General features: G+C 63.3%; 19 protein-coding genes. 9 read left to right on the top strand and 10 right to left on the bottom strand.

Annotation, left to right across the window (positions count from 1 at the left end; translation table 11 throughout):
• Nucleotides 1-134: 134 nt before the first annotated feature.
• Genes I6E51_RS01810 through I6E51_RS01795 form a run of 4 tightly spaced genes read left to right on the top strand, consistent with a single transcriptional unit; the run spans nucleotide 135 to nucleotide 4,274 of the window.
• Nucleotides 135-1,412, top strand: a complete 1,278-nt coding sequence (locus tag I6E51_RS01810) for an ABC transporter substrate-binding protein (RefSeq protein ID WP_197109245.1) — start codon at nucleotides 135-137, stop codon at nucleotides 1,410-1,412.
• Nucleotides 1,412-2,272, top strand: a complete 861-nt coding sequence (locus I6E51_RS01805) for an ABC transporter permease subunit (RefSeq protein ID WP_231599620.1) — start codon at nucleotides 1,412-1,414, stop codon at nucleotides 2,270-2,272. Before I6E51_RS01810 ends, I6E51_RS01805 begins: the two co-directional genes overlap by 1 nt.
• Nucleotides 2,269-3,156 (top strand): ABC transporter permease, encoded by an 888-nt coding sequence (locus I6E51_RS01800; RefSeq protein WP_231599619.1) that lies wholly within the window; start codon nucleotides 2,269-2,271, stop codon nucleotides 3,154-3,156. Before I6E51_RS01805 ends, I6E51_RS01800 begins: the two co-directional genes overlap by 4 nt.
• Nucleotides 3,153-4,274, top strand: a complete 1,122-nt coding sequence (locus tag I6E51_RS01795; RefSeq protein WP_197109243.1) for an ABC transporter ATP-binding protein — start codon at nucleotides 3,153-3,155, stop codon at nucleotides 4,272-4,274. The genes I6E51_RS01800 and I6E51_RS01795 overlap by 4 nt, the downstream gene beginning before the upstream one ends.
• Before the next feature lie 46 nt (nucleotides 4,275-4,320).
• On the opposite strand, the gene I6E51_RS01790 is transcribed toward I6E51_RS01795, so the two are convergent.
• Nucleotides 4,321-5,013, bottom strand: coding sequence for a TVP38/TMEM64 family protein (locus I6E51_RS01790; RefSeq protein ID WP_197109242.1), 693 nt, complete (start codon nucleotides 5,011-5,013; stop codon nucleotides 4,321-4,323).
• Nucleotides 5,014-5,137: 124 nt separating this feature from the next.
• Here I6E51_RS01790 and mgrA point away from each other — a divergent pair, with 124 nt between their 5' ends.
• From mgrA to I6E51_RS01775, 3 genes are all read left to right on the top strand, one after another.
• On the top strand, nucleotides 5,138-6,166 hold the full coding sequence (gene mgrA / locus I6E51_RS01785) for an L-glyceraldehyde 3-phosphate reductase (RefSeq protein WP_197106786.1): 1,029 nt from the start codon (nucleotides 5,138-5,140) through the stop codon (nucleotides 6,164-6,166).
• A gap of 128 nt (nucleotides 6,167-6,294) precedes the next feature.
• Nucleotides 6,295-7,320: a DUF3179 domain-containing protein gene (locus tag I6E51_RS01780; protein ID WP_197109241.1), complete on the top strand. Its 1,026-nt coding sequence runs from the start codon at nucleotides 6,295-6,297 to the stop codon at nucleotides 7,318-7,320.
• 86 nt (nucleotides 7,321-7,406) lie between these two features.
• Nucleotides 7,407-8,174 carry a DNA alkylation repair protein gene (locus I6E51_RS01775; RefSeq protein ID WP_197109240.1) on the top strand — a complete coding sequence of 256 codons (768 nt, stop codon included), beginning with the start codon at nucleotides 7,407-7,409 and terminating at the stop codon, nucleotides 8,172-8,174.
• Here the strand turns inward: I6E51_RS01775 and I6E51_RS01770 are convergent.
• Nucleotides 8,171-8,380, bottom strand: coding sequence for a hypothetical protein (locus tag I6E51_RS01770; protein WP_197109239.1), 210 nt, complete (start codon nucleotides 8,378-8,380; stop codon nucleotides 8,171-8,173). The two genes, I6E51_RS01775 and I6E51_RS01770, sit on opposite strands and share 4 nt — an antisense overlap.
• Nucleotides 8,381-8,417: 37 nt before the next feature.
• Complete coding sequence (locus I6E51_RS01765; protein ID WP_197109238.1) at nucleotides 8,418-9,155, bottom strand: IclR family transcriptional regulator; 738 nt, start codon at nucleotides 9,153-9,155, stop codon at nucleotides 8,418-8,420.
• Nucleotides 9,156-9,244: 89 nt separating this feature from the next.
• On the opposite strand from I6E51_RS01765, the gene I6E51_RS01760 reads away from it, so the two are divergent.
• Together I6E51_RS01760 and I6E51_RS01755 are read left to right on the top strand one after the other, a co-directional pair.
• Entirely contained in the window at nucleotides 9,245-10,153 is a 909-nt protein-coding gene (locus I6E51_RS01760; RefSeq protein WP_197109237.1) for a sugar kinase, read from the top strand.
• 34 nt (nucleotides 10,154-10,187) lie between these two features.
• Nucleotides 10,188-10,805: a bifunctional 4-hydroxy-2-oxoglutarate aldolase/2-dehydro-3-deoxy-phosphogluconate aldolase gene (locus I6E51_RS01755; RefSeq protein WP_197109236.1), complete on the top strand. Its 618-nt coding sequence runs from the start codon at nucleotides 10,188-10,190 to the stop codon at nucleotides 10,803-10,805.
• A gap of 14 nt (nucleotides 10,806-10,819) precedes the next feature.
• Here I6E51_RS01755 and I6E51_RS01750 read toward each other — a convergent pair whose 3' ends face one another.
• The 7 genes from I6E51_RS01750 to I6E51_RS01720 form a co-directional block, all read right to left on the bottom strand.
• Nucleotides 10,820-11,257: an OsmC family protein gene (locus I6E51_RS01750; protein ID WP_197109235.1), complete on the bottom strand. Its 438-nt coding sequence runs from the start codon at nucleotides 11,255-11,257 to the stop codon at nucleotides 10,820-10,822.
• Between the two features lie 54 nt (nucleotides 11,258-11,311).
• A complete protein-coding gene (locus I6E51_RS01745; protein ID WP_197109234.1) occupies nucleotides 11,312-12,076 on the bottom strand; it encodes an SGNH/GDSL hydrolase family protein in 765 nt (254 codons plus the stop codon).
• Between the two features lie 6 nt (nucleotides 12,077-12,082).
• Nucleotides 12,083-12,271, bottom strand: coding sequence for a hypothetical protein (locus I6E51_RS01740; RefSeq protein ID WP_197106795.1), 189 nt, complete (start codon nucleotides 12,269-12,271; stop codon nucleotides 12,083-12,085).
• Nucleotides 12,272-12,338: 67 nt separating this feature from the next.
• The gene (locus I6E51_RS01735) at nucleotides 12,339-12,983 is read right to left on the bottom strand and encodes a peroxiredoxin-like family protein (RefSeq protein WP_197106796.1); all 645 of its coding nucleotides are present in this window, start codon (nucleotides 12,981-12,983) and stop codon (nucleotides 12,339-12,341) included.
• 109 nt (nucleotides 12,984-13,092) lie between these two features.
• Complete coding sequence (locus I6E51_RS01730) at nucleotides 13,093-13,536, bottom strand: adenylyltransferase/cytidyltransferase family protein (RefSeq protein ID WP_197106797.1); 444 nt, start codon at nucleotides 13,534-13,536, stop codon at nucleotides 13,093-13,095.
• A 4-nt stretch (nucleotides 13,537-13,540) separates the two neighbouring features.
• Nucleotides 13,541-14,767 (bottom strand): O-antigen ligase, encoded by a 1,227-nt coding sequence (locus I6E51_RS01725; RefSeq protein ID WP_197109233.1) that lies wholly within the window; start codon nucleotides 14,765-14,767, stop codon nucleotides 13,541-13,543.
• Nucleotides 14,768-14,811: 44 nt separating this feature from the next.
• Nucleotides 14,812-16,407: a Wzz/FepE/Etk N-terminal domain-containing protein gene (locus tag I6E51_RS01720; protein ID WP_197109232.1), complete on the bottom strand. Its 1,596-nt coding sequence runs from the start codon at nucleotides 16,405-16,407 to the stop codon at nucleotides 14,812-14,814.
• Nucleotides 16,408-16,517 lie beyond the last annotated feature (110 nt).

Raw genomic sequence — 16,517 nt, 5'->3', positions numbered from 1 at the left:
ATGTTATGTCGAGGCTCCGCGCTGCGTATGTGATGTGGCTTACTGAGCAATGAAGAAGTTCGCACTTAGTCTTAGAGTTCGCTGCGCTGGGTGTCTGGCGCTTCCTCTTCCGTCGACCGTCAAGGAGCACGTGCGTGCCGATTCGCAATCCGTTTCGCCCTCAACACTCCACGACCGCACGCCGCCGCATCCTTCCCGCGCTTGCTACGGCAGCAGTGACCGCATTGGCCCTGAGCGCGTGCTCGGCGCCGACGACCGCTCCGAGCGGTCCTGAGTTCTTCGATTGGTCTGACGTACAGGTTGCTGCTGACGGCCAGACCGTGAAGTTGTGGATGTGGGGCGGCGACGATCAGGGCAACGCCTACGTCGACGACGTACTAGCTCCGGCCGCGGCGGCGCAGGGCGTCACGCTCGAACGCGTACCGATTGCCGACACCAAGGATGCGCTCAACCGCGTTTTCACTGAGCTGCAGGCTGGCCGCAATACGGATGGCGCTGTCGACCTCGTGTGGATCAACGGCGACAACTTCCGCACCGGCAAACAGGCGGATGCCTGGTTTTGCGAGTGGACAGACCTCCTACCTAACATGACGGCAGTTTCCGCCACCGACCCGCTGCTCACGGAAGACTTCGGCACCCCCGTCGACGGCTGCGAGGCGCCCTGGCACAAAGCGCAGTTCTCGTTCGTCTACAACTCGGCGACCGTGCCGAACCCGCCAACCACGATCGAAGGCATCCTCGAGTGGGCTGAAGCCAACCCCGGCCGCTTCACGTATCCGGCCGCCCCCGACTTCACCGGCTCCGCTTTCTTGCGGTCGGTGCTCTACAGCGAGTCCGGTGGCTACGAGAACGTCCCATCCACCTTCAGCGATGAGGCTTTCGACGAACTCTCGCCGGCGCTGTTCGACCGCCTCGACGCCCTCGCTCCGTCGCTGTGGCGTGAAGGCAGCACGTACCCCGCAACATCCGAACAACTCACCAAGCTCTTTGCCGATGGTGAGATCGACATGATGATGACCTACGGGCCAGCCACCCTTACCGCCCTCGTCGAGAACGGCACCCTGCCCGACACGACGCGAGTGCTGACCGTCGACGACGGAACGCTCGGCAACGCCAGCTTCTTCGGCATCCCCAGCAACTCCGGCAACATTGCCGGCGCCATGGTCGTCGCCAACGAGGCCCTGTCGGTCGAGCAGCAGGTCGCGAAAGCTGACCCGGCCGTGTGGGGCCAGTTCACGGTTCTTGATCTGGATGCTCTCTCTGCCGATGACCGTGCCCTCTTCGATGCGCTGCCGCAATCGCCCGTCGTGCCGAGTTTTGACATCCTTTCGCAGAACGCCAACCCCGAACTTTCGGCCGAATGGGTTCCCGCTCTCGATGACGCTTGGCGCACGAGGATCGCTGCTCGCTGATGACAGCGATGCTGAGCCTGCCGCGACGCCGAGGGGTGCGCGCCACCCTTCTCGTGCTGCCGGCGGTGATCCCGGTCGCGATTGTGGTGATCGGTGGCATCGGCACCACAGTGGTGCAAAGTCTCGGCCTCATGCCCCTCGTGGGCACGCCCGCGTTGAGCGTTGAGGCCTTCGAAGGCACCGACGGTCTCCTCAGCTCGGCGCTGCTCTCCCTCGGGATCGCCGTCGTCTCAACCGCGATCGCTGCCGTCGTCGGCTTCTTCACCGCCGTGCTGATCATCTCCGGAAACTGGGGCGGCCGCATCGTGGGTGCGCTCAGCGCTGCCGCCGTTACCGTGCCCCACCTCGTCGGCGCCGCGAGCGTTGGACTCCTCCTCTCCGACTCTGGTGTGCTCGCGCGCATTTTCGGCATCCCGCCAGAGTCATGGCCCGCGCTCGTCGCCGGCCCCACCTGGTTTGCCGTGATCGCGGAGTACGCGTGGAAAGAGTCAGCGTTCATCGCGCTCATCATTGTCGGCACCCTCGCCACCCGCATCACGTCCTACGACGAAACTGCCGCGGTGCTCGGCGCTCACCGCGGAGCACGGCTGCGCTTCGTCGTTTTGCCGCTGGCCGCCCCTTCGCTGCTCGTGGCATCCACTATCGCTTTCGCTTACACGCTCGGTTCGTATGAGGTCGCGTGGCTGCTCGGCAAGACCTACCCCGAGCCACTCTCGGTGATGGCGCTGCGCCTCTTCAACTCGGCTAGCCTCACCGCGCGACCAGAAGCGGCCGCCGTTGCCGTGATTACTCTGCTTCTCACTGCCGCCGTTGTCGTGCTCGCCATGCTCGGACTCCGCCGGATGCGAGCGTGGCAATGACCGTCACCACCACGAGCGTCGACCTCGACACAGCGCGCAGCAACCAGCAGCAGCGGCGGATGCCCGGAGATCACGGTCGACCCCTGACCCAGTCGCGCGGGCTCGCCCGTGCCCTGCGCATCCTGTCGACCGCGCTGATTGCGCTGTGGTTCGCGTTACCTTTCTTACCGCTCGTGCTGTGGTCGTTTGCTGACCAATGGATGCACCCCGCAGCGTTTCCGATGGAGACCGGCACCGACGGCCTCACCGCCGCTATCGCCAACGGGGGCGGGCGCGCTTTCCTCCATTCGCTTGCGCTCTCACTTGTCGTGGCCGCGATCGCGACCCCGCTCGGTGCGATGGCCGCCCGCGCCCTTTCTCGCGGTCAGGTGCGTTTCGGCAAGGCGATCAGCGTTCTGCTTTTCTCGCCGGTGATGCTGCCGCCCTTTGCTGCGGTACTCGGTCTCAATGTGCTGCTGTTGCGGGCGTGGGTTCCTCCCGTTGTTGGCGTGGTTCTCGTGCTGGTGGCCGTCGCGATTCCGTATACGACCTTCTCGATGCGTGCCGCCTACGCCGCCTACGACGATGGGTACGATGAAGCCGCCCGCACGCTCGGGGCGAGTTCGCGGCTGACGTTGTGGCGCATCCATCTGCCGCTGATTGCTCCGGCGCTGGCACGGTCCGCGTTTCTCGCGTTCCTCGTCGGGTGGAGCGATTACCTCATCACGTTGGTGGTGGGAGGTGGCCACCTGGTGACACTGCCGCTGATTATTGCGTCAAGCGCATCCGGGGTCGGCAACGAATCAAGTGTGGCGGTGCTGTCGTTGTCTGCGGTGATTCCGCCGCTCATTCTGCTTGGCCTCATCGCTCGCAGCCGTAATCTTGACCCAGGGAGACAACGATGACCACTGAATTGATGACCTCTGCGATCACGCTCACGTCTGTCACGAAGAGCTATTCGACCACCGCGCCAGCCGCGCTGCACGGCGTGAACCTTGACATTCTGCCGGGCACGAGCACCGCCATTGTCGGGCCGAGTGGCTCAGGCAAGAGCACGATTCTGCGCATCATTGCCGGTCTTGAGGATGCCAATGGTGGCCGTGTGCGCCTCAGCGGCCGGGATGTCACCGCGCTTCTCCCGGAACAGCGCGGTATCTCGATGGTGTTCCAGCGCCCGCTGCTGTTTCCGCATTTGACGGTGCTCGACAATGTCGCGTTCGCCGATCGCGCTGCGGGCGTCAGCCGTGCGCAGGCGCGGGAACAGGCCCGCGAACATCTTGAGATGGTGCAGATGGGCACTTTCGCTTCCCGCTCGCCGCAGTCGCTTTCGGGCGGTCAGCAGCAGCGCGTTGCCGTGGCGCGTGCTCTCGCAGCGAAGCCCTCGGTGCTGTTGCTCGATGAGCCATTCAGTGCCCTGGATCCCGGGCTGAAGGATGAAATGCACGCGATGATTGCGAGCATTCGTGCGGCCGTGAATCCGACCATTCTCTTCGTTACTCACGACCGCGACGAAGCGAGCGCGATGGCCGAACGGATCGTCGTGTTGGAGAACGGTCAACTGCTGCAGCACGACACCGTTGATCATGTTTTTCATCAGCCTGCGTCGCTTGCCGTCGCCCGGTTGCTTGGCGGCAAGAATGCTTTTGCGGGCGTGATCGACAATGGCGTGCACCATTCCGCGATCGGTGCCGTCGCCATCGACGCGCACGTTGCTTCGGGCCCCGCCACGCTGGTGTTCCGTCATGAAGCAGTAACCGCGTCCCTGCGTCTCACGGGCAGCCCTTCCAGCGATGCGGGGCTTACCGTTGCCCACCCTGATGCTGCGGCCTGCCAAAGATTAGGCCCACGCGAGCTTCGCGGCACCGTCACGGCTGCCGTTCAACGTGGCCCGCGCCGCGAACTTGTCGTGCGGGTCGGAGATGCGGATGTTCACACCGAGGCAGCTCCCGGCAATCTACTCTCGGTCGGCGACCCCGTCACCGTGAGCCTGCCCTGCGAAGCGCTGTGGACGGTGCCCGCTTAGCGGGACAGACGCGGCGACCTTAGGGCGATCATCCGCCCCTGCAGGACTATGCCTGCTCTGGAGCAGCTTGCTCTGGCACAACTTCTTCTGGCGCCGAGTCATCTTTGCGGATGCGGTGCGCAATAATCACACCGCCTAGGGCGAGCACGCCAAGTGCTCCCACCGCGATGTAGAACCCGCTGTTGAGCTCTGCCCCGTACGCCCCAACGGCGACATACGCGAAGGTTCCCGGGATGATCCCGATGACAGTGCCCAGGGCGTAATCCCGGATGCGTACAGCAGTCAGTCCTGCCGCGTAGTTGATGAGCGTGAACGGGAGCACAGGGATGAGTCGCAACGCAATCACCGAGAGCAGTCCGCGGCGCTGCAACATCTCATCGACGGCGCGCACTCGCCCTCCCGTGAAGTGTTCGACAGCATCCCGCCCTAATACTCTGCCCAGCCAGAACGAGAGGGTCGCACCGATCAAGGCGCCGATCAGCACAATAAGAGTGCCTACCCAGAGTCCCCACGCGACACCACCAGCCATGCTCAGCACGCTCTTGGGAATGGGAGTCAGCGTGAGGAGCGCGTAGCCGATCACAAAAAGGGCAATCCCGAGGCTTCCAGCGCTCTGGGTCCACTCGTGGATCTCATCCACTGAAGGAAGTTGCACCGTCAACGCAACGACCACAATTGTCACAAAAATGACAAGAAGCACGCCAGCGCGCCACAGAGTTGAGGTGCGGGGCTTTGTCATTAGGCCAATGCTACGGCTCCCGCCCACGCCCGAAGTGTGATGTGACTTACTCAGCAGCAGACTGGTCCCGATGAGGAACTCCCGTTCCCTGCTGCAGCGAGGAAAGTTATGGCAGCATTAGCGAATGGTCTATGTCGCTGATGATGCCCGTTACGAACCGATGCCCTACCGCCGTGTTGGGCGTAGTGGCCTGAAATTGCCGGCCGTGTCTCTCGGCCTCTGGCAGAACTTTGGAGATGACAAACCGATCGCGAATCAGCGCGCCATCCTGCGCCGCGCTTTCGATCTCGGCGTCACCCACTTCGACCTCGCCAACAACTATGGCCCTCCCGCCGGTTCTGCCGAGTCGAACTTCGGCCAGATTCTGCGCGAAGACTTCCGCCCGTACCGCGACGAGATGATCATCTCAAGCAAGGCCGGCTACGACATGTGGCCGGGCCCCTACGGTGTGATGGGATCACGCAAGTACTTGCTCGCGAGCCTCGACCAGTCCCTCAACCGACTCGGTCTCGACTACGTCGACATCTTCTACTCCCACCGCGCCGACCCCGACACTCCTCTGGAGGAGACGATGGGTGCGCTGCACACCGCCGTCACCTCGGGCCGGGCGCTCTATGCCGGAATCTCGAGCTACTCCCCCGAACTCACGCGCGAAGCCGTGCGCATCATGAACGACCTCGGAACGCCTCTGGTCATCCACCAGCCCTCGTACTCCATGTTCAACCGGTGGATCGAAGACGGTCTGCTCGACACCGTGGAAGAGCTCGGCTTGGGCACTATCGCCTTCTCGCCGCTCGCCCAGGGTCTTCTCACTGACCGCTACCTCGGCGAAGTTCCCGCAGACTCGCGCGCAGCCAAGGGTGGCTCGCTCAAGTCGGGAATGCTCAACGACGAAACGCTCGGTCGCGTAAAGGCGCTCAACGACATCGCGTCCGGACGCGGCCAGTCGCTCGCGCAGCTCGCCATCTCGTGGGCGCTGCGCAACGACCGCGTCACGTCGGCCCTCATCGGCGCCTCGAGCGTGACGCAGCTTGAGCAGAACCTTGCTGCGGTTCAGAACCTCTCGTTCGAGGATGCTGAACTGGCTGCGATCGACGAGCACGCCAAGGATGCCGGCATCAACCTGTGGGCGGCGTCGAGCGCGGTTTCCTAAACCAAATTCTTAGCGGCAGAGCGGTCGATAGCGCACTATCGACCGCTCTGTGCGCCATGTCACAGACACGAATAGCAGGCTCCTCTTAGTCTGGGCGAACACCACGCGCCACGACCGGGAGCCAGCTCATGAAGAAGCGAACAACCGCAATCGTGATTGCCGCCGCCGTCGCGGGAATCACAGCCATCGTCGCGGGCATTGCATTGAGCGGCAGTAACCTCACCTCGCCGAGCGGTTCCGCGGGAACGACAGGTTCGTCATCCAGCGCGGTTGATATCCCGCCTTTCCTTGAGCAAGGCTTTGCCGCCACCGACTGGTCGCAGGCCGACCCGGCAATCAGCCAGGCGCTCAGCGGCGGGCCGCCCAAAGATGGCATCCCGGCGATCGATGAGCCCCGCTTTGAGCCAGTAGCCCACTTCGAGCATCCGGATGACGTTCTCGCCATTGTGGTGCAGGGCGACACCGAAACGAAGGTGTACCCCTACAACATTCTGGTCTGGCACGAAATTGTGAACGACACGATCGATGGTGCACCGATCGCTGTGAGCTTCTGCCCGCTCTGCGGCAGCGCAGCCGTGTACGACAGCGTGCTGCCCGACGGAACCGTCACTACTTTCGGAGTGAGCGGCGGACTTCTCGAGAGCAACATGATTATGTTCGACCGCGAGACTGAGACGCTCTGGCAGCAGAGCACCGGCAACGCCTTGGCTGGCACGCACTACCCGAGCGAACTCCAGCTGCACAGCTTCCAGTTGCTCAGTCTGGGTGAGATCAAGCAGCGCCACCCGGATGCCGTGGTGCTCAGCGAAGCTACCGGCCATACGCGCGACTACTCCAACAATCCCTACGCCGGCTATGACGACAGCGACAGCTTCTACTTCGTGCCCAGCCGAGTAGATGACCGCTACCCGTCCAAAGAAATCTTCGTGGCGTTCACGGTGGGCGACACCCACGTGGCAGCGCCGTGGCTGACGCTCGACGACGGCATCAGTTACGAAACCACTGTCGCTGAGGGCACGGTCTCGCTCACTAAGACTGATGGCGAGCTGCAGATCATCGGGCCAGACGGAGCTGAGATTCCGTTCTACTTCGAGATGTGGTTCAGCTGGGCTGTGCAAAACGACGACGGCGAAGTTTTCGACCCCACGCGGTAGGGGTCACCTGCGTGCGCACTGCCCTGCGTGCGCACTCGGCCGAGCATCCGCCTCGCCGCGCGGAGTGTGCTGTGGGAAGGTTGGGCGTGAGTTCCTCCGACACGCATCAGCACCTCGCCGAAGTACTCAGCGCGCTTTCCGCGCTCACCACCGAGACCGGCATCTCGCCCGAACGAGGCGATCTCGTGCGGGCCGACCGGCGCTCCGACTATGAGTACCTCGGACTCCGAACGCCCGACCGACGCCGCCGGGTTGCGGCTGGCTTTTCGTTCACCGACCAGGATTCGGCATCCGCACTCGCTGCGTGGGATCAGATCTGGAACCTGACCAACAACGGCGACGTGATGTTCGCGGCCCTCGATTTCTATCGGCGCCGGATCGGTTCGCGCTCCTGGACTACTGACGACAGCGCCAAACTCTGGAGCACCGCCGTCGGCTGGATCGAGCGCATCGACAATTGGGCCCACGCCGACGACCTTGCTCGGCTGTATTCGTTCGCGCTGGCTGACCAGCCAGAACTCGTGTATCCGACGCTCAAGGAGTGGAGCCGCGCCGACAGCGAATGGCAACGGCGTATCGCGATGGTGAGCCTGATCCACTACAGCGGCAAAAATGCCGTCTTCATGCCGATTGAGCCCTGCCTTAGCCTGCTCGCGAACTGCGTAGACGACCGGCGCGAAACAGTCTCGAGCGCGCTCGGTTGGGTGCTGCGCGAACTGCTAGCCGTGCATCCGGATGCCGTACTCGCGTTTCTCGAGACGCACGCGGAGCGCCTGCCGCGGCCCGCAATTCGTCGCGCGACGGAGCGCTTGCCACAGCCACTGCGGGACCGCGTTCGCGCGTCGCTTGCTTAGCTCGGGTCGGCTTCGGGCTCAGCGTTGGGCCCCGCCTCGGGCTTAACGTTGGGGCTGGCTTCAGCCGCCGAGTCACGCTTGCGCTTCGACGTTTCGTCGAAAACCTGGGGATCACCGTTACCGCCGCCGTTGGCTTGCAGAACGCTCTGCGCGATGTTCGCCGCCGTCGCGCCGAGGCGATAGAGGAACGCGGTGAAGTTGGCCATGCTGCAACCCTAGGCGAATACGCGAGGAAAATTCTGTTCAGGCCGCGCCGAGCTCCGTCGAGATCTCGCGCGCCACGCTCTGCAGCAGCGGCAGGTTGGCTTTGAGGGCGTTGAGGTCAGCGACCATCCGAATCGCTGTGTTCGAGAGTGCGCCTACGACACCGGCAGGGCCATAGATCGGCACGGCGACGCAGTTCACAAAGTCCTCAAACTCGCCGTCGTCGACCGCCCAGCCGCGGGCGGAGACGATCGCGAGTTCGGCATCGAGCTCGGGGCGCGTCGTGAGCGTCTTGGGCGTGAACTTCTCCCACACCACGTTTCGCAGCACGGCATCCCGGTCAGAGGCAGCAAGTTCCGCGAGGATCGCCTTGCCAACGCCACTGCAGTACGGCCGGGCTGGGCTGCCGATGCGCGAGTACATGCGCACACCGCTGGTGTCTTCGATCTTGTCGACGTAGACAATGCTGTGGTCAACCATGGCGGCGAGATGGATGGTGTTGCCGACCGTGCGGTGAAGTTTCTCGAGTCGATCGTGCGCGATTTCCCGCAGATCGAGGCTGTCGGATGCCTGATGAGCTAAAGCAATGAGGTGCAGCCCGAGCACGTACTCGCCATTCTTTCGCTTGCGCAGGTAGCCGACTTCTTCGAGCGACTGCACTTCGCGGAACATCGTGGAGCGGTGCACGCTGAACTCTTCGGCGAGCTCACTCACGCTAGCCGGGCGAAGGGCAACCGAGTCGATGATGCGCGCTGCTCGACGAACGCTTTGCGACATGCGGGCTCCCTCTGATTGCCGCGCAGGTCGGCTGACTCGCCTCACGCGCGTGTTGCAGTATATGCAACAGTGTTGCACAGAATGCGCACATGGTCGATAGTAAGACTGTGCAAACGACAACGAAGCCGGAGATCATTACGATCGGCGAGACCATGGTGCTCATCACGCCCACGGTCGCCGAGCCCATCGAAACCGCCGAACTGTTCCACCTCGAAACGGGTGGCGCCGAGTCGAACGTTGCCGTGCACCTCTCCGCTCTCGGCCATCACGCCGCGTGGGCAAGCCACCTCGGCACCGATGCTTTCGGTCGTCGCGTTGAACGCCAACTCCGCGAGCGCGGTGTTGATACGAGTCTCGTGAAATTCACTCCGGATGCCCCCACCGGCTTCTACTTCAAAGATCCCGGCAACGGTGTGACCTACTATCGCGCGGGTTCTGCGGCATCGGCAATGACACCGGATGATCTCGCCACCGTTCCGTTCGAGCAGGCGGCCATCACTCACATCTCAGGGATCACGCCCTCCCTCTCCGCTAGCTGCACCGCACTGATCGAGGCGGTTCTCGACCGCGCCACGCTCAGCGACACTGTCGTCAGCTTCGACGTGAACTACCGCGCCGCGCTGTGGCCGGTCGAAGAGGCAGGCCCTACCCTTCTCGCTCTCGCCCGCCGCGCCGACATCGTGCTCGTCGGTCTCGATGAGGCCGAAGTGCTGTGGGGCACGACCACGCCGGAAGAAGTGCGGGCGCTGCTCGACGCCCCCGGCATCCTCGTGATCAAAGACGGCGACGTCGGCGCGACAGAGTTCAGCGCCGAGGGCAGCGTCTTCGTGCCCGCCCACAAGGTCGACGTCGTTGAAGCCGTCGGAGCGGGCGACGCGTTCGCTGCCGGCTACCTCAGCGGCTACCTCACCGGGCTCTCCCCCGAGCAGCGCTTGAGCCTCGGCCACGACCGCGCTGCTCTCGTTCTGCAATCGACAACCGACCTCCCCACGCTCTAACTTTTCTCCCCACACCGCTGAAAGGCTCACTCTCATGGCTCAGATCTCTAACGAATCCCTCGACCAGCTCTTCGATGGTCAGCCCCTCATGGCGATCCTTCGCGGCTTCGGCGTCGACCGCAGTGTTGCCCTCGCGCGCACCGCGTGGGAGCTCGGCATCGACTCCGTAGAGGTGCCGATCCAGAGCGACGAAGATGTTGAAGCCCTGCGCGCCGTTGTTGCCGCCGGCAAGGAGCTCGGCAAGTCCGTCGGCGCGGGAACCGTCGTCACCCTCGAGCACGTGCGCCAAGCTGCGGATGCCGGAGCGGCCTTCACCGTCAGCCCCGGCTTCGACCTCGACGTCGTTCGCGCCTCGTTCGAAGCGGGCATGCCCCCGCTGCCGGGCGTTGCCTCCGCGACCGAGGTTCAGACCGCACAAGCCGCTGGCCTCACCTGGGTGAAGGCCTTCCCGGCATCCCTCTTGGGCACAAGCTGGTTCGGCGCAATGCGCGGACCGTTCCCCGCGATGCGATTCGTCGCCACCGGCGGAATGGATGCCGGCAACGCCGGCGAGTACCTCACCGCGGGCGCAAAGGTTGTTGCGGTCGGTTCGGCACTCGCCGATGAGACCCAGTTGCCGCGTCTCGCGGAACTGCTCGCCGCGCGCAACTAGCTCGCCGCGCGCGCCTAGATCTCGGCGGAGGGCTTGACCACAACAATGGTGCCGTGCACGTCGGCCACCGCCGCGAGCGTGTTGTACACGGTGCCGTAGTGGCTGAGGTTCCGGTGCAACATATCAACCCGTCGTTCGTCTTCGTTCGTGACAAGGCGAATTTCGTATTCAAACTCGACGAATTTCGGCGGCGCATCTTGGCGGCGGGCGCGAACATCAATTTCAGCACTCTCGTAGCTGAACGGGATGAGCGCACCGGATCGCTCGAGGTTCTTGAGCATGCATGCGGCCAACGCTGACGCGAGTAGATCCGCTGGCCCTGGCAGCGCAGAAGACACTGAGGCACCCCACAGCGCATCAATCGGAATCGTCTGATTCCCGGCCTGAATTGACGCCTCATGACGGGCAACGCTTCGCCCGTGAACTTCGTAAGTAGTCGGTGCCGTTGTCATGAGAGCTCCTTCATCGTTGTGCGGCGCCAGCCTCGCCAACGCCGCCGGAAAAACCTAGCGCCCCGCGATCTCCACGGGCTGCAGGGTCGCACTCTTCGGTTCGCGGTTGTCGCCCGAGGAACGCCCGGTGAGGCGGCGACCGATCCAGGGGAGCACGTATTCACGCCAGTAGGCCGCAGTGCGGGGGCGAGCGTCATCCGCTGGCCCCTCATCAGCGCCAAAGTCGGGCACCGCAATTTCGAGCGCCGACAAGACGTTGCTCGCCACGCGGGCATGCCCGCGCGCGTTGAGGTGCAGTTTGTCGACCGACCAGTACTGCAGCTTCGTGAGTTCGGCATCCGCCCAGTTGTTGACGAAAGTCACGTTGTCCTTCGACGCGCGCGACATGACCTCCTGAGCTAAACGATCACCGCGCGTGGCCATCACCGAACCGAACGGCAGGTGCTTGCTGGGGTTGCCACCACTCAGCAGCAGAACGTGGATGCCGCTGGCCGTGGCCGTGTCGACTGCGGCCAGCAGCTGGTCTGTGATCGATTCCAGCGACACTTTGGGGCGCATGATGTCGTTTCCGCCACCATTGAGGCTCATCAGCTGAGGCCGGAGGGCAACGGCAGCCTTCAGCTGCTCCCCCGCGATGGGTGCGAGGAGCCGTCCACGGATGGCGAGGTTCGCATAGGTGACTGGCTGAGGCGATGCGAGCGCAAGACCGAGAGCAACTTGGTCTGCCCAACCGCGCACCCGACCATCCGGCAGTTCATCTCCGACGCCCTCGGTGAAACTGTCACCAATGGCGACGTAGCTAGCGAACTGGTGAGACATACTGCGTTACCTTCCGAAGGGGGAATCGGGGCGGCGCCAGATCACGACGAGCGCAGTGGCGATCGGCCCGAAAATGAGGGCGAGAAGAAACCACACCCAGCGCCGACGATGCTTCATTTCCGCAAGGCCGGCGGTGACAATAGCGAGGGCAATCCACGCCCAACTGCCATCGAGAAGTGTCTGAGTTTCAATCATCCCGCCAGCCTACGCCTGAGCCGGAGGGCGGCGGCCGCGTACTAAAAATCGGTACGCGGCCGAGGGACTAAAGAGCCTTGATCGCCTCAACAACGTCGGCGGGCTCGGCACGCAACTTGTAGTCGGCCTGCACGAACGCGAACGCGATAGTGCCGTCTTGCGCGATCACGTAGGTTGCGGGAAGCGGCAGCTGCCAGCCGGTCGCACCGTTGGACTTCACGAGGTCGTAGCCGGACTTTTCGTAGAACGCCTTAGTGCGGTCATCCACGGGGTGAAGGAGTCCGAAGCCGTTGATCGCTTCGAGCTCGCCGTCGGAGAGCACTGGGAATTCGAGGTTGTGCTTCTCTTCGAGAGAGAGGGACTCGTCGGGGGTTTGAGGGGAGATCGCCACGAGCGTTGCTCCAACGGCGCGGAACTCGGGAAGCATGTCCTGCAGCGCCTTGAGTTCGATGTTGCAGTAGGGGCACCAGGAGCCGCGGTAGAACGCGATCGCAACGGGGCCCTTTTCGAGCAGTTCGCTGAGGCGCACCGTGTTGCCTTCGGCATCCGGCAGCGAGAAGTCAGGGGCGGTGTCGCCGACCTTGAGCGCGTTGTTGACGATGCCAGCCTTTTCGACTTCGGTCACCGAGTTCGTGAGGGTCGCGCTGTCTTCGGCAGACTTTGTGGCCGCACTGTTGTCGGCACGTTCTTTGAGCTGCTGGGTGAGATTCATGGCGCTCCAAAAATTGGGGAAAATGTCGTTGCAGGGGAGAACCGCCCGCAACGCCACGCTATTCCGGGTGTCTGAATGGTTGCCGCGTGAATCGGGTGCGCTTGCTCCGCTACGCCCGTGCGCGGGCTGACATCTCTTCGATCAACTCCAACGCCCGCCGCAGGCCGGTGCTCGACGTGTTGGCCGTGTACGGAAAGTACACAACCTCGACGCCGACGGCGGCGAACTCGCGCTCCAACTTCAGCCCCTTTTCGGTGCCGCGCCAATCGTCACCTTTGAAGAACGTCGTGAACTGCAAACGACGCCACATCTCCAACTTGTCTGGCACCGTTTCGGCGACCGCCTCATCCACGTAGCAGATGCTGCGCACGATTTCTAAGCGCTCCTCAAGAGGAACTGTGGGTCGCAGCTTCTTGGTCTGCTCCAGCATTTCGTCGGAAACAACGCCGGCGATCAGGTAGTCGCACTCTTCCTTTGCGCGTTTGAGAATGTTGAGGTGGCCAACGTGAAAGAGGTCGTAGGCTCCTGCGGCGTATCCAATTCTTTGAGACATGTGCTCACCGGGTTCGGGTCGGGGGAGGTGTGAGTTCTTCGAGGGGGATGGGCGCTGGTGCCACAGCGAGCGCGAACCGCACAGAGTGGTTGCGTTCGAAGGGGTAACGGTGCCCTCGCTCAAGGACGAGCGACGTGAGGAAGAAGAGCGTGAAGATCACGCTCGACTCGATAAGCCCGTTCTCGAGCGCACTACGCACGAGAAGCAGAACGAGCAGGGGAAGCGTGAGGGTGCGCAGTTCGCGATTCTTGAGACTGTCCCTCAGGGTGAAGAGCACCCAGATGCCGACCGCGATCAGTCCGAGGATGCCGGCCTGCGACAGGATGGAGATCCAACTGCTGTCGAGCACCTGAACGTCCCACCAGCGCTGATCAACCTCGATGGTCTTGGCCGCGAGGCCGACACCGATCCACTTGTGCCAGGTGTCCATCGGGATGCTGAACACCGCTTGCCACGCAATCGTGCGGGAACTGAGAGTGGCGAGTTCACTGACATCCTGACCGCGAATAGCGACCTCAGACACCACATTTGTGAACGCCACCATGGCATAGGAAACGGGCACGAGCAGGATGAGGGCGATGCCCGTGGAATGCGGAACCGGCCACGCCAGCACGACCGCCAGCACCATCGCGATGACGACGACAATCAGGGTGGTGCGGGATCCGGTCGCCAACAGGATCGCGGCAAAGGTGACGAGCAGCACCGACTTGCGCGGGGTGAGCCCTCGCTGCGCGATGTCGATCGCAATAGCGAGCAGGGGCGGCGCGGCAAGCCCGGCGAGCTCGTTGGGTTTCATGGCGGGGATGCCACTCGGCAGCCGGCCGTCGCTCAGAAATTCGGGCAGCCCGCTCGCGGCACCGATAAGAGTCAGAATGCCCATCGCAATGAACAGGGACGTCAACACCTCGAGCGGTGCAGCACTACTCGCCAGCACGTAGACCGTAGCGGCGAGCAGCACGATGCGTACGGCGAGCACGAGCGAGGGCATCGGGCTGTCTGCCGCTAGTGCGCCAACACACGAGAGGCCCACAACGATGAAGAGCAGGATGGCCGATCGCACACCCACTCGCGCGTGAACGCGAGCGCGCGAATGAATCGCTACCGCGCACAGAAAAGCAGTAAACGCGACAAGGGCTTTCGCAATAACCACGACATCGAAGCCGCCATCAAAGAGGGCATCGGGACGCCACGAGACGACGCTCAGAACAACGAGGAGCCACGTTCCGATCAAGGAACGTGAGACGGTACTGCGCCCCCGCTGTTCTGTCGCGAACATCAGTCCACGACCACTCGTTCATTCTCGCTTGAGCGCTCGGCGGCTGAGGCGTCAGCAGTCTCGGTGCGCCCTGAGGGCGGGGCAGGCTTAGGCGGTGAGGGCTTCGGCACGGGCGTCGGCGAAGGTGAGGATTCGGATGCCATGCTCTTCTTCCTGTCGGGGCCAACCTTGGTGTCCGTTGAAGGGCCCGCGGTGGCAGTAGCGGTCGCTGTGGGCGCCGCGGGCTTGCTGGCCTTGCGCCGCAAATGCACGTGCGCTTTCGCGGGGCCGCCTGCGAAGTCATCCGGAGTCCACGTCGCCATCAGTTCGAGGTGGCGAGCATTCGGCACATCCGTCAGCACGACACCGAGCGGGCGAACCCCAGCAATACGAAGCTGGCTGACGGTCTGCGCAAGTTCAGCCTCGGAGGTGTGGTTGTAGCGAACCACGATCATCGCCACCTCCACGAACGGGGCGATGAGGGGAATGCTCAGCGGGCGACTCTCGGATGTCGCCTGCGTGATCACAACATCCGCTCGCGAAATGAGCCGGGTAAGCACCGATCGCAGGGTCTTGTCGGCGGCCACTTCGGTCGTTTCGGCAACCCCGGCGGAAACGAATAGTGCCTCCGAACCGTCGAGTGTGCGCGTGACTTCAGGCAGAGTCGTCGACTCATTGAGCAGTTCAGCGAGGCCTGCGGTGCCGGCGAAGTGGCCAAGGGCGGTGTCATCGCCCCCAGAAACTTCCGCTTCGACAAAGAGCGCTTGCCTGCCGGTTGCAGAAACTGCAGCGACAACGCCCAACGAGACCGAAGCGTGATTGGCTGTGGCTCCGGCCGGCGCGAGCAACAGGATGCGCGGCACCGTGCCACCGTTGGCCTGGGTGATGCGGGCGAGAGCTTCTGTGTACGCAGCCTCTACTGTCGACTCGGGGTCAGCACCGTTGCCTCGCGAGCGACGATGCCCTCGCGGAACGGCCGCGAGCACGGGCAATCCTGTAACGCGGCGCACATCACTGGGTTGACGCATCCGGTGGTCGAAGCGCGCCAAAAGCAGGGCGAGTACAGCGCCGGCGGCGAGCCCCGCAACCAGACCGAGACCCAGAATGACCGTCTTCTGCGGAGCGCTCGGAGCCGCTGGCGGCAGCGCCGGGATGAGTCGCTCAAGCGAGACCGAGAACGTGCCGAAATTTTCGACGCGGGAAACAAGGCGCGACAAACTGTCAGCAACCGCGTTGGCAATGCGGGCGGCATCCTGAGCGCTACTGGCCTGAGCAGCGATGTTGATGTTGACGGTGCTGTTGGGGTTGCTTGCCGAGACCTGGCTGCGCAACTCTTGCACCGTGAGGTCGAGGCCGAGGTCAGAAATGACCGGCTCTAGAACCTCCGAGCTCCGCACGAGGTCGGTGTATGAGTTGACCCGAGCGAGGGAGAATTGTGAACGCTCCGCGAGCGTGGCGTTGACGTCTTTCACCGACAAGAAGAGAGTGGCGGTCGACGTGTAGGTCGGCGCGATGCTGAACGCAATAAGCGCAGCGGAACCCACTCCGACCACGACAGCAATAAGGATCGCACGCCATCGCTGCCGGAAAATTTCGAGATAGCTCAAACTTTCCACGCGTTGAACCCCAATCGGGATGGGTAGCAATCGACACAACAGTGTGCCGAACAAGCGTTGCAGGTTTCATTACCCTAGTAGCTTTCCCACGATTCTGGGAGAATAGATAC

Origin of the sequence: Salinibacterium sp. NSLL17 (assembly GCF_015864935.1) — a bacterium.
Lineage (GTDB): Bacteria > Actinomycetota > Actinomycetes > Actinomycetales > Microbacteriaceae > Rhodoglobus.
Note: the sequence above shows the minus strand (reverse complement) of the source record. Positions and strands in the feature narration are given on the sequence as shown.

What these genes read in the sequence shown, in the direction of transcription:
- I6E51_RS01805 (WP_231599620.1), top strand. Translation starts at nt 1,412, where the DNA reads ATGACAGCGATGCTGAGCCTGCCGCGACGCCGAGGGGTGCGCGCCACC.
- I6E51_RS01800 (WP_231599619.1), top strand. Translation starts at nt 2,269, where the DNA reads ATGACCGTCACCACCACGAGCGTCGACCTCGACACAGCGCGCAGCAAC.
- I6E51_RS01795 (WP_197109243.1), top strand. Translation starts at nt 3,153, where the DNA reads ATGACCACTGAATTGATGACCTCTGCGATCACGCTCACGTCTGTCACG.
- I6E51_RS01790 (WP_197109242.1), bottom strand. Translation starts at nt 5,013, where the DNA reads ATGACAAAGCCCCGCACCTCAACTCTGTGGCGCGCTGGCGTGCTTCTT.
- mgrA (WP_197106786.1), top strand. Translation starts at nt 5,138, where the DNA reads ATGGTCTATGTCGCTGATGATGCCCGTTACGAACCGATGCCCTACCGC.
- I6E51_RS01780 (WP_197109241.1), top strand. Translation starts at nt 6,295, where the DNA reads ATGAAGAAGCGAACAACCGCAATCGTGATTGCCGCCGCCGTCGCGGGA.
- I6E51_RS01770 (WP_197109239.1), bottom strand. Translation starts at nt 8,380, where the DNA reads ATGGCCAACTTCACCGCGTTCCTCTATCGCCTCGGCGCGACGGCGGCG.
- I6E51_RS01765 (WP_197109238.1), bottom strand. Translation starts at nt 9,155, where the DNA reads ATGTCGCAAAGCGTTCGTCGAGCAGCGCGCATCATCGACTCGGTTGCC.
- I6E51_RS01760 (WP_197109237.1), top strand. Translation starts at nt 9,245, where the DNA reads ATGGTCGATAGTAAGACTGTGCAAACGACAACGAAGCCGGAGATCATT.
- I6E51_RS01755 (WP_197109236.1), top strand. Translation starts at nt 10,188, where the DNA reads ATGGCTCAGATCTCTAACGAATCCCTCGACCAGCTCTTCGATGGTCAG.
- I6E51_RS01750 (WP_197109235.1), bottom strand. Translation starts at nt 11,257, where the DNA reads ATGACAACGGCACCGACTACTTACGAAGTTCACGGGCGAAGCGTTGCC.
- I6E51_RS01745 (WP_197109234.1), bottom strand. Translation starts at nt 12,076, where the DNA reads ATGTCTCACCAGTTCGCTAGCTACGTCGCCATTGGTGACAGTTTCACC.
- I6E51_RS01740 (WP_197106795.1), bottom strand. Translation starts at nt 12,271, where the DNA reads ATGATTGAAACTCAGACACTTCTCGATGGCAGTTGGGCGTGGATTGCC.
- I6E51_RS01735 (WP_197106796.1), bottom strand. Translation starts at nt 12,983, where the DNA reads ATGAATCTCACCCAGCAGCTCAAAGAACGTGCCGACAACAGTGCGGCC.
- I6E51_RS01730 (WP_197106797.1), bottom strand. Translation starts at nt 13,536, where the DNA reads ATGTCTCAAAGAATTGGATACGCCGCAGGAGCCTACGACCTCTTTCAC.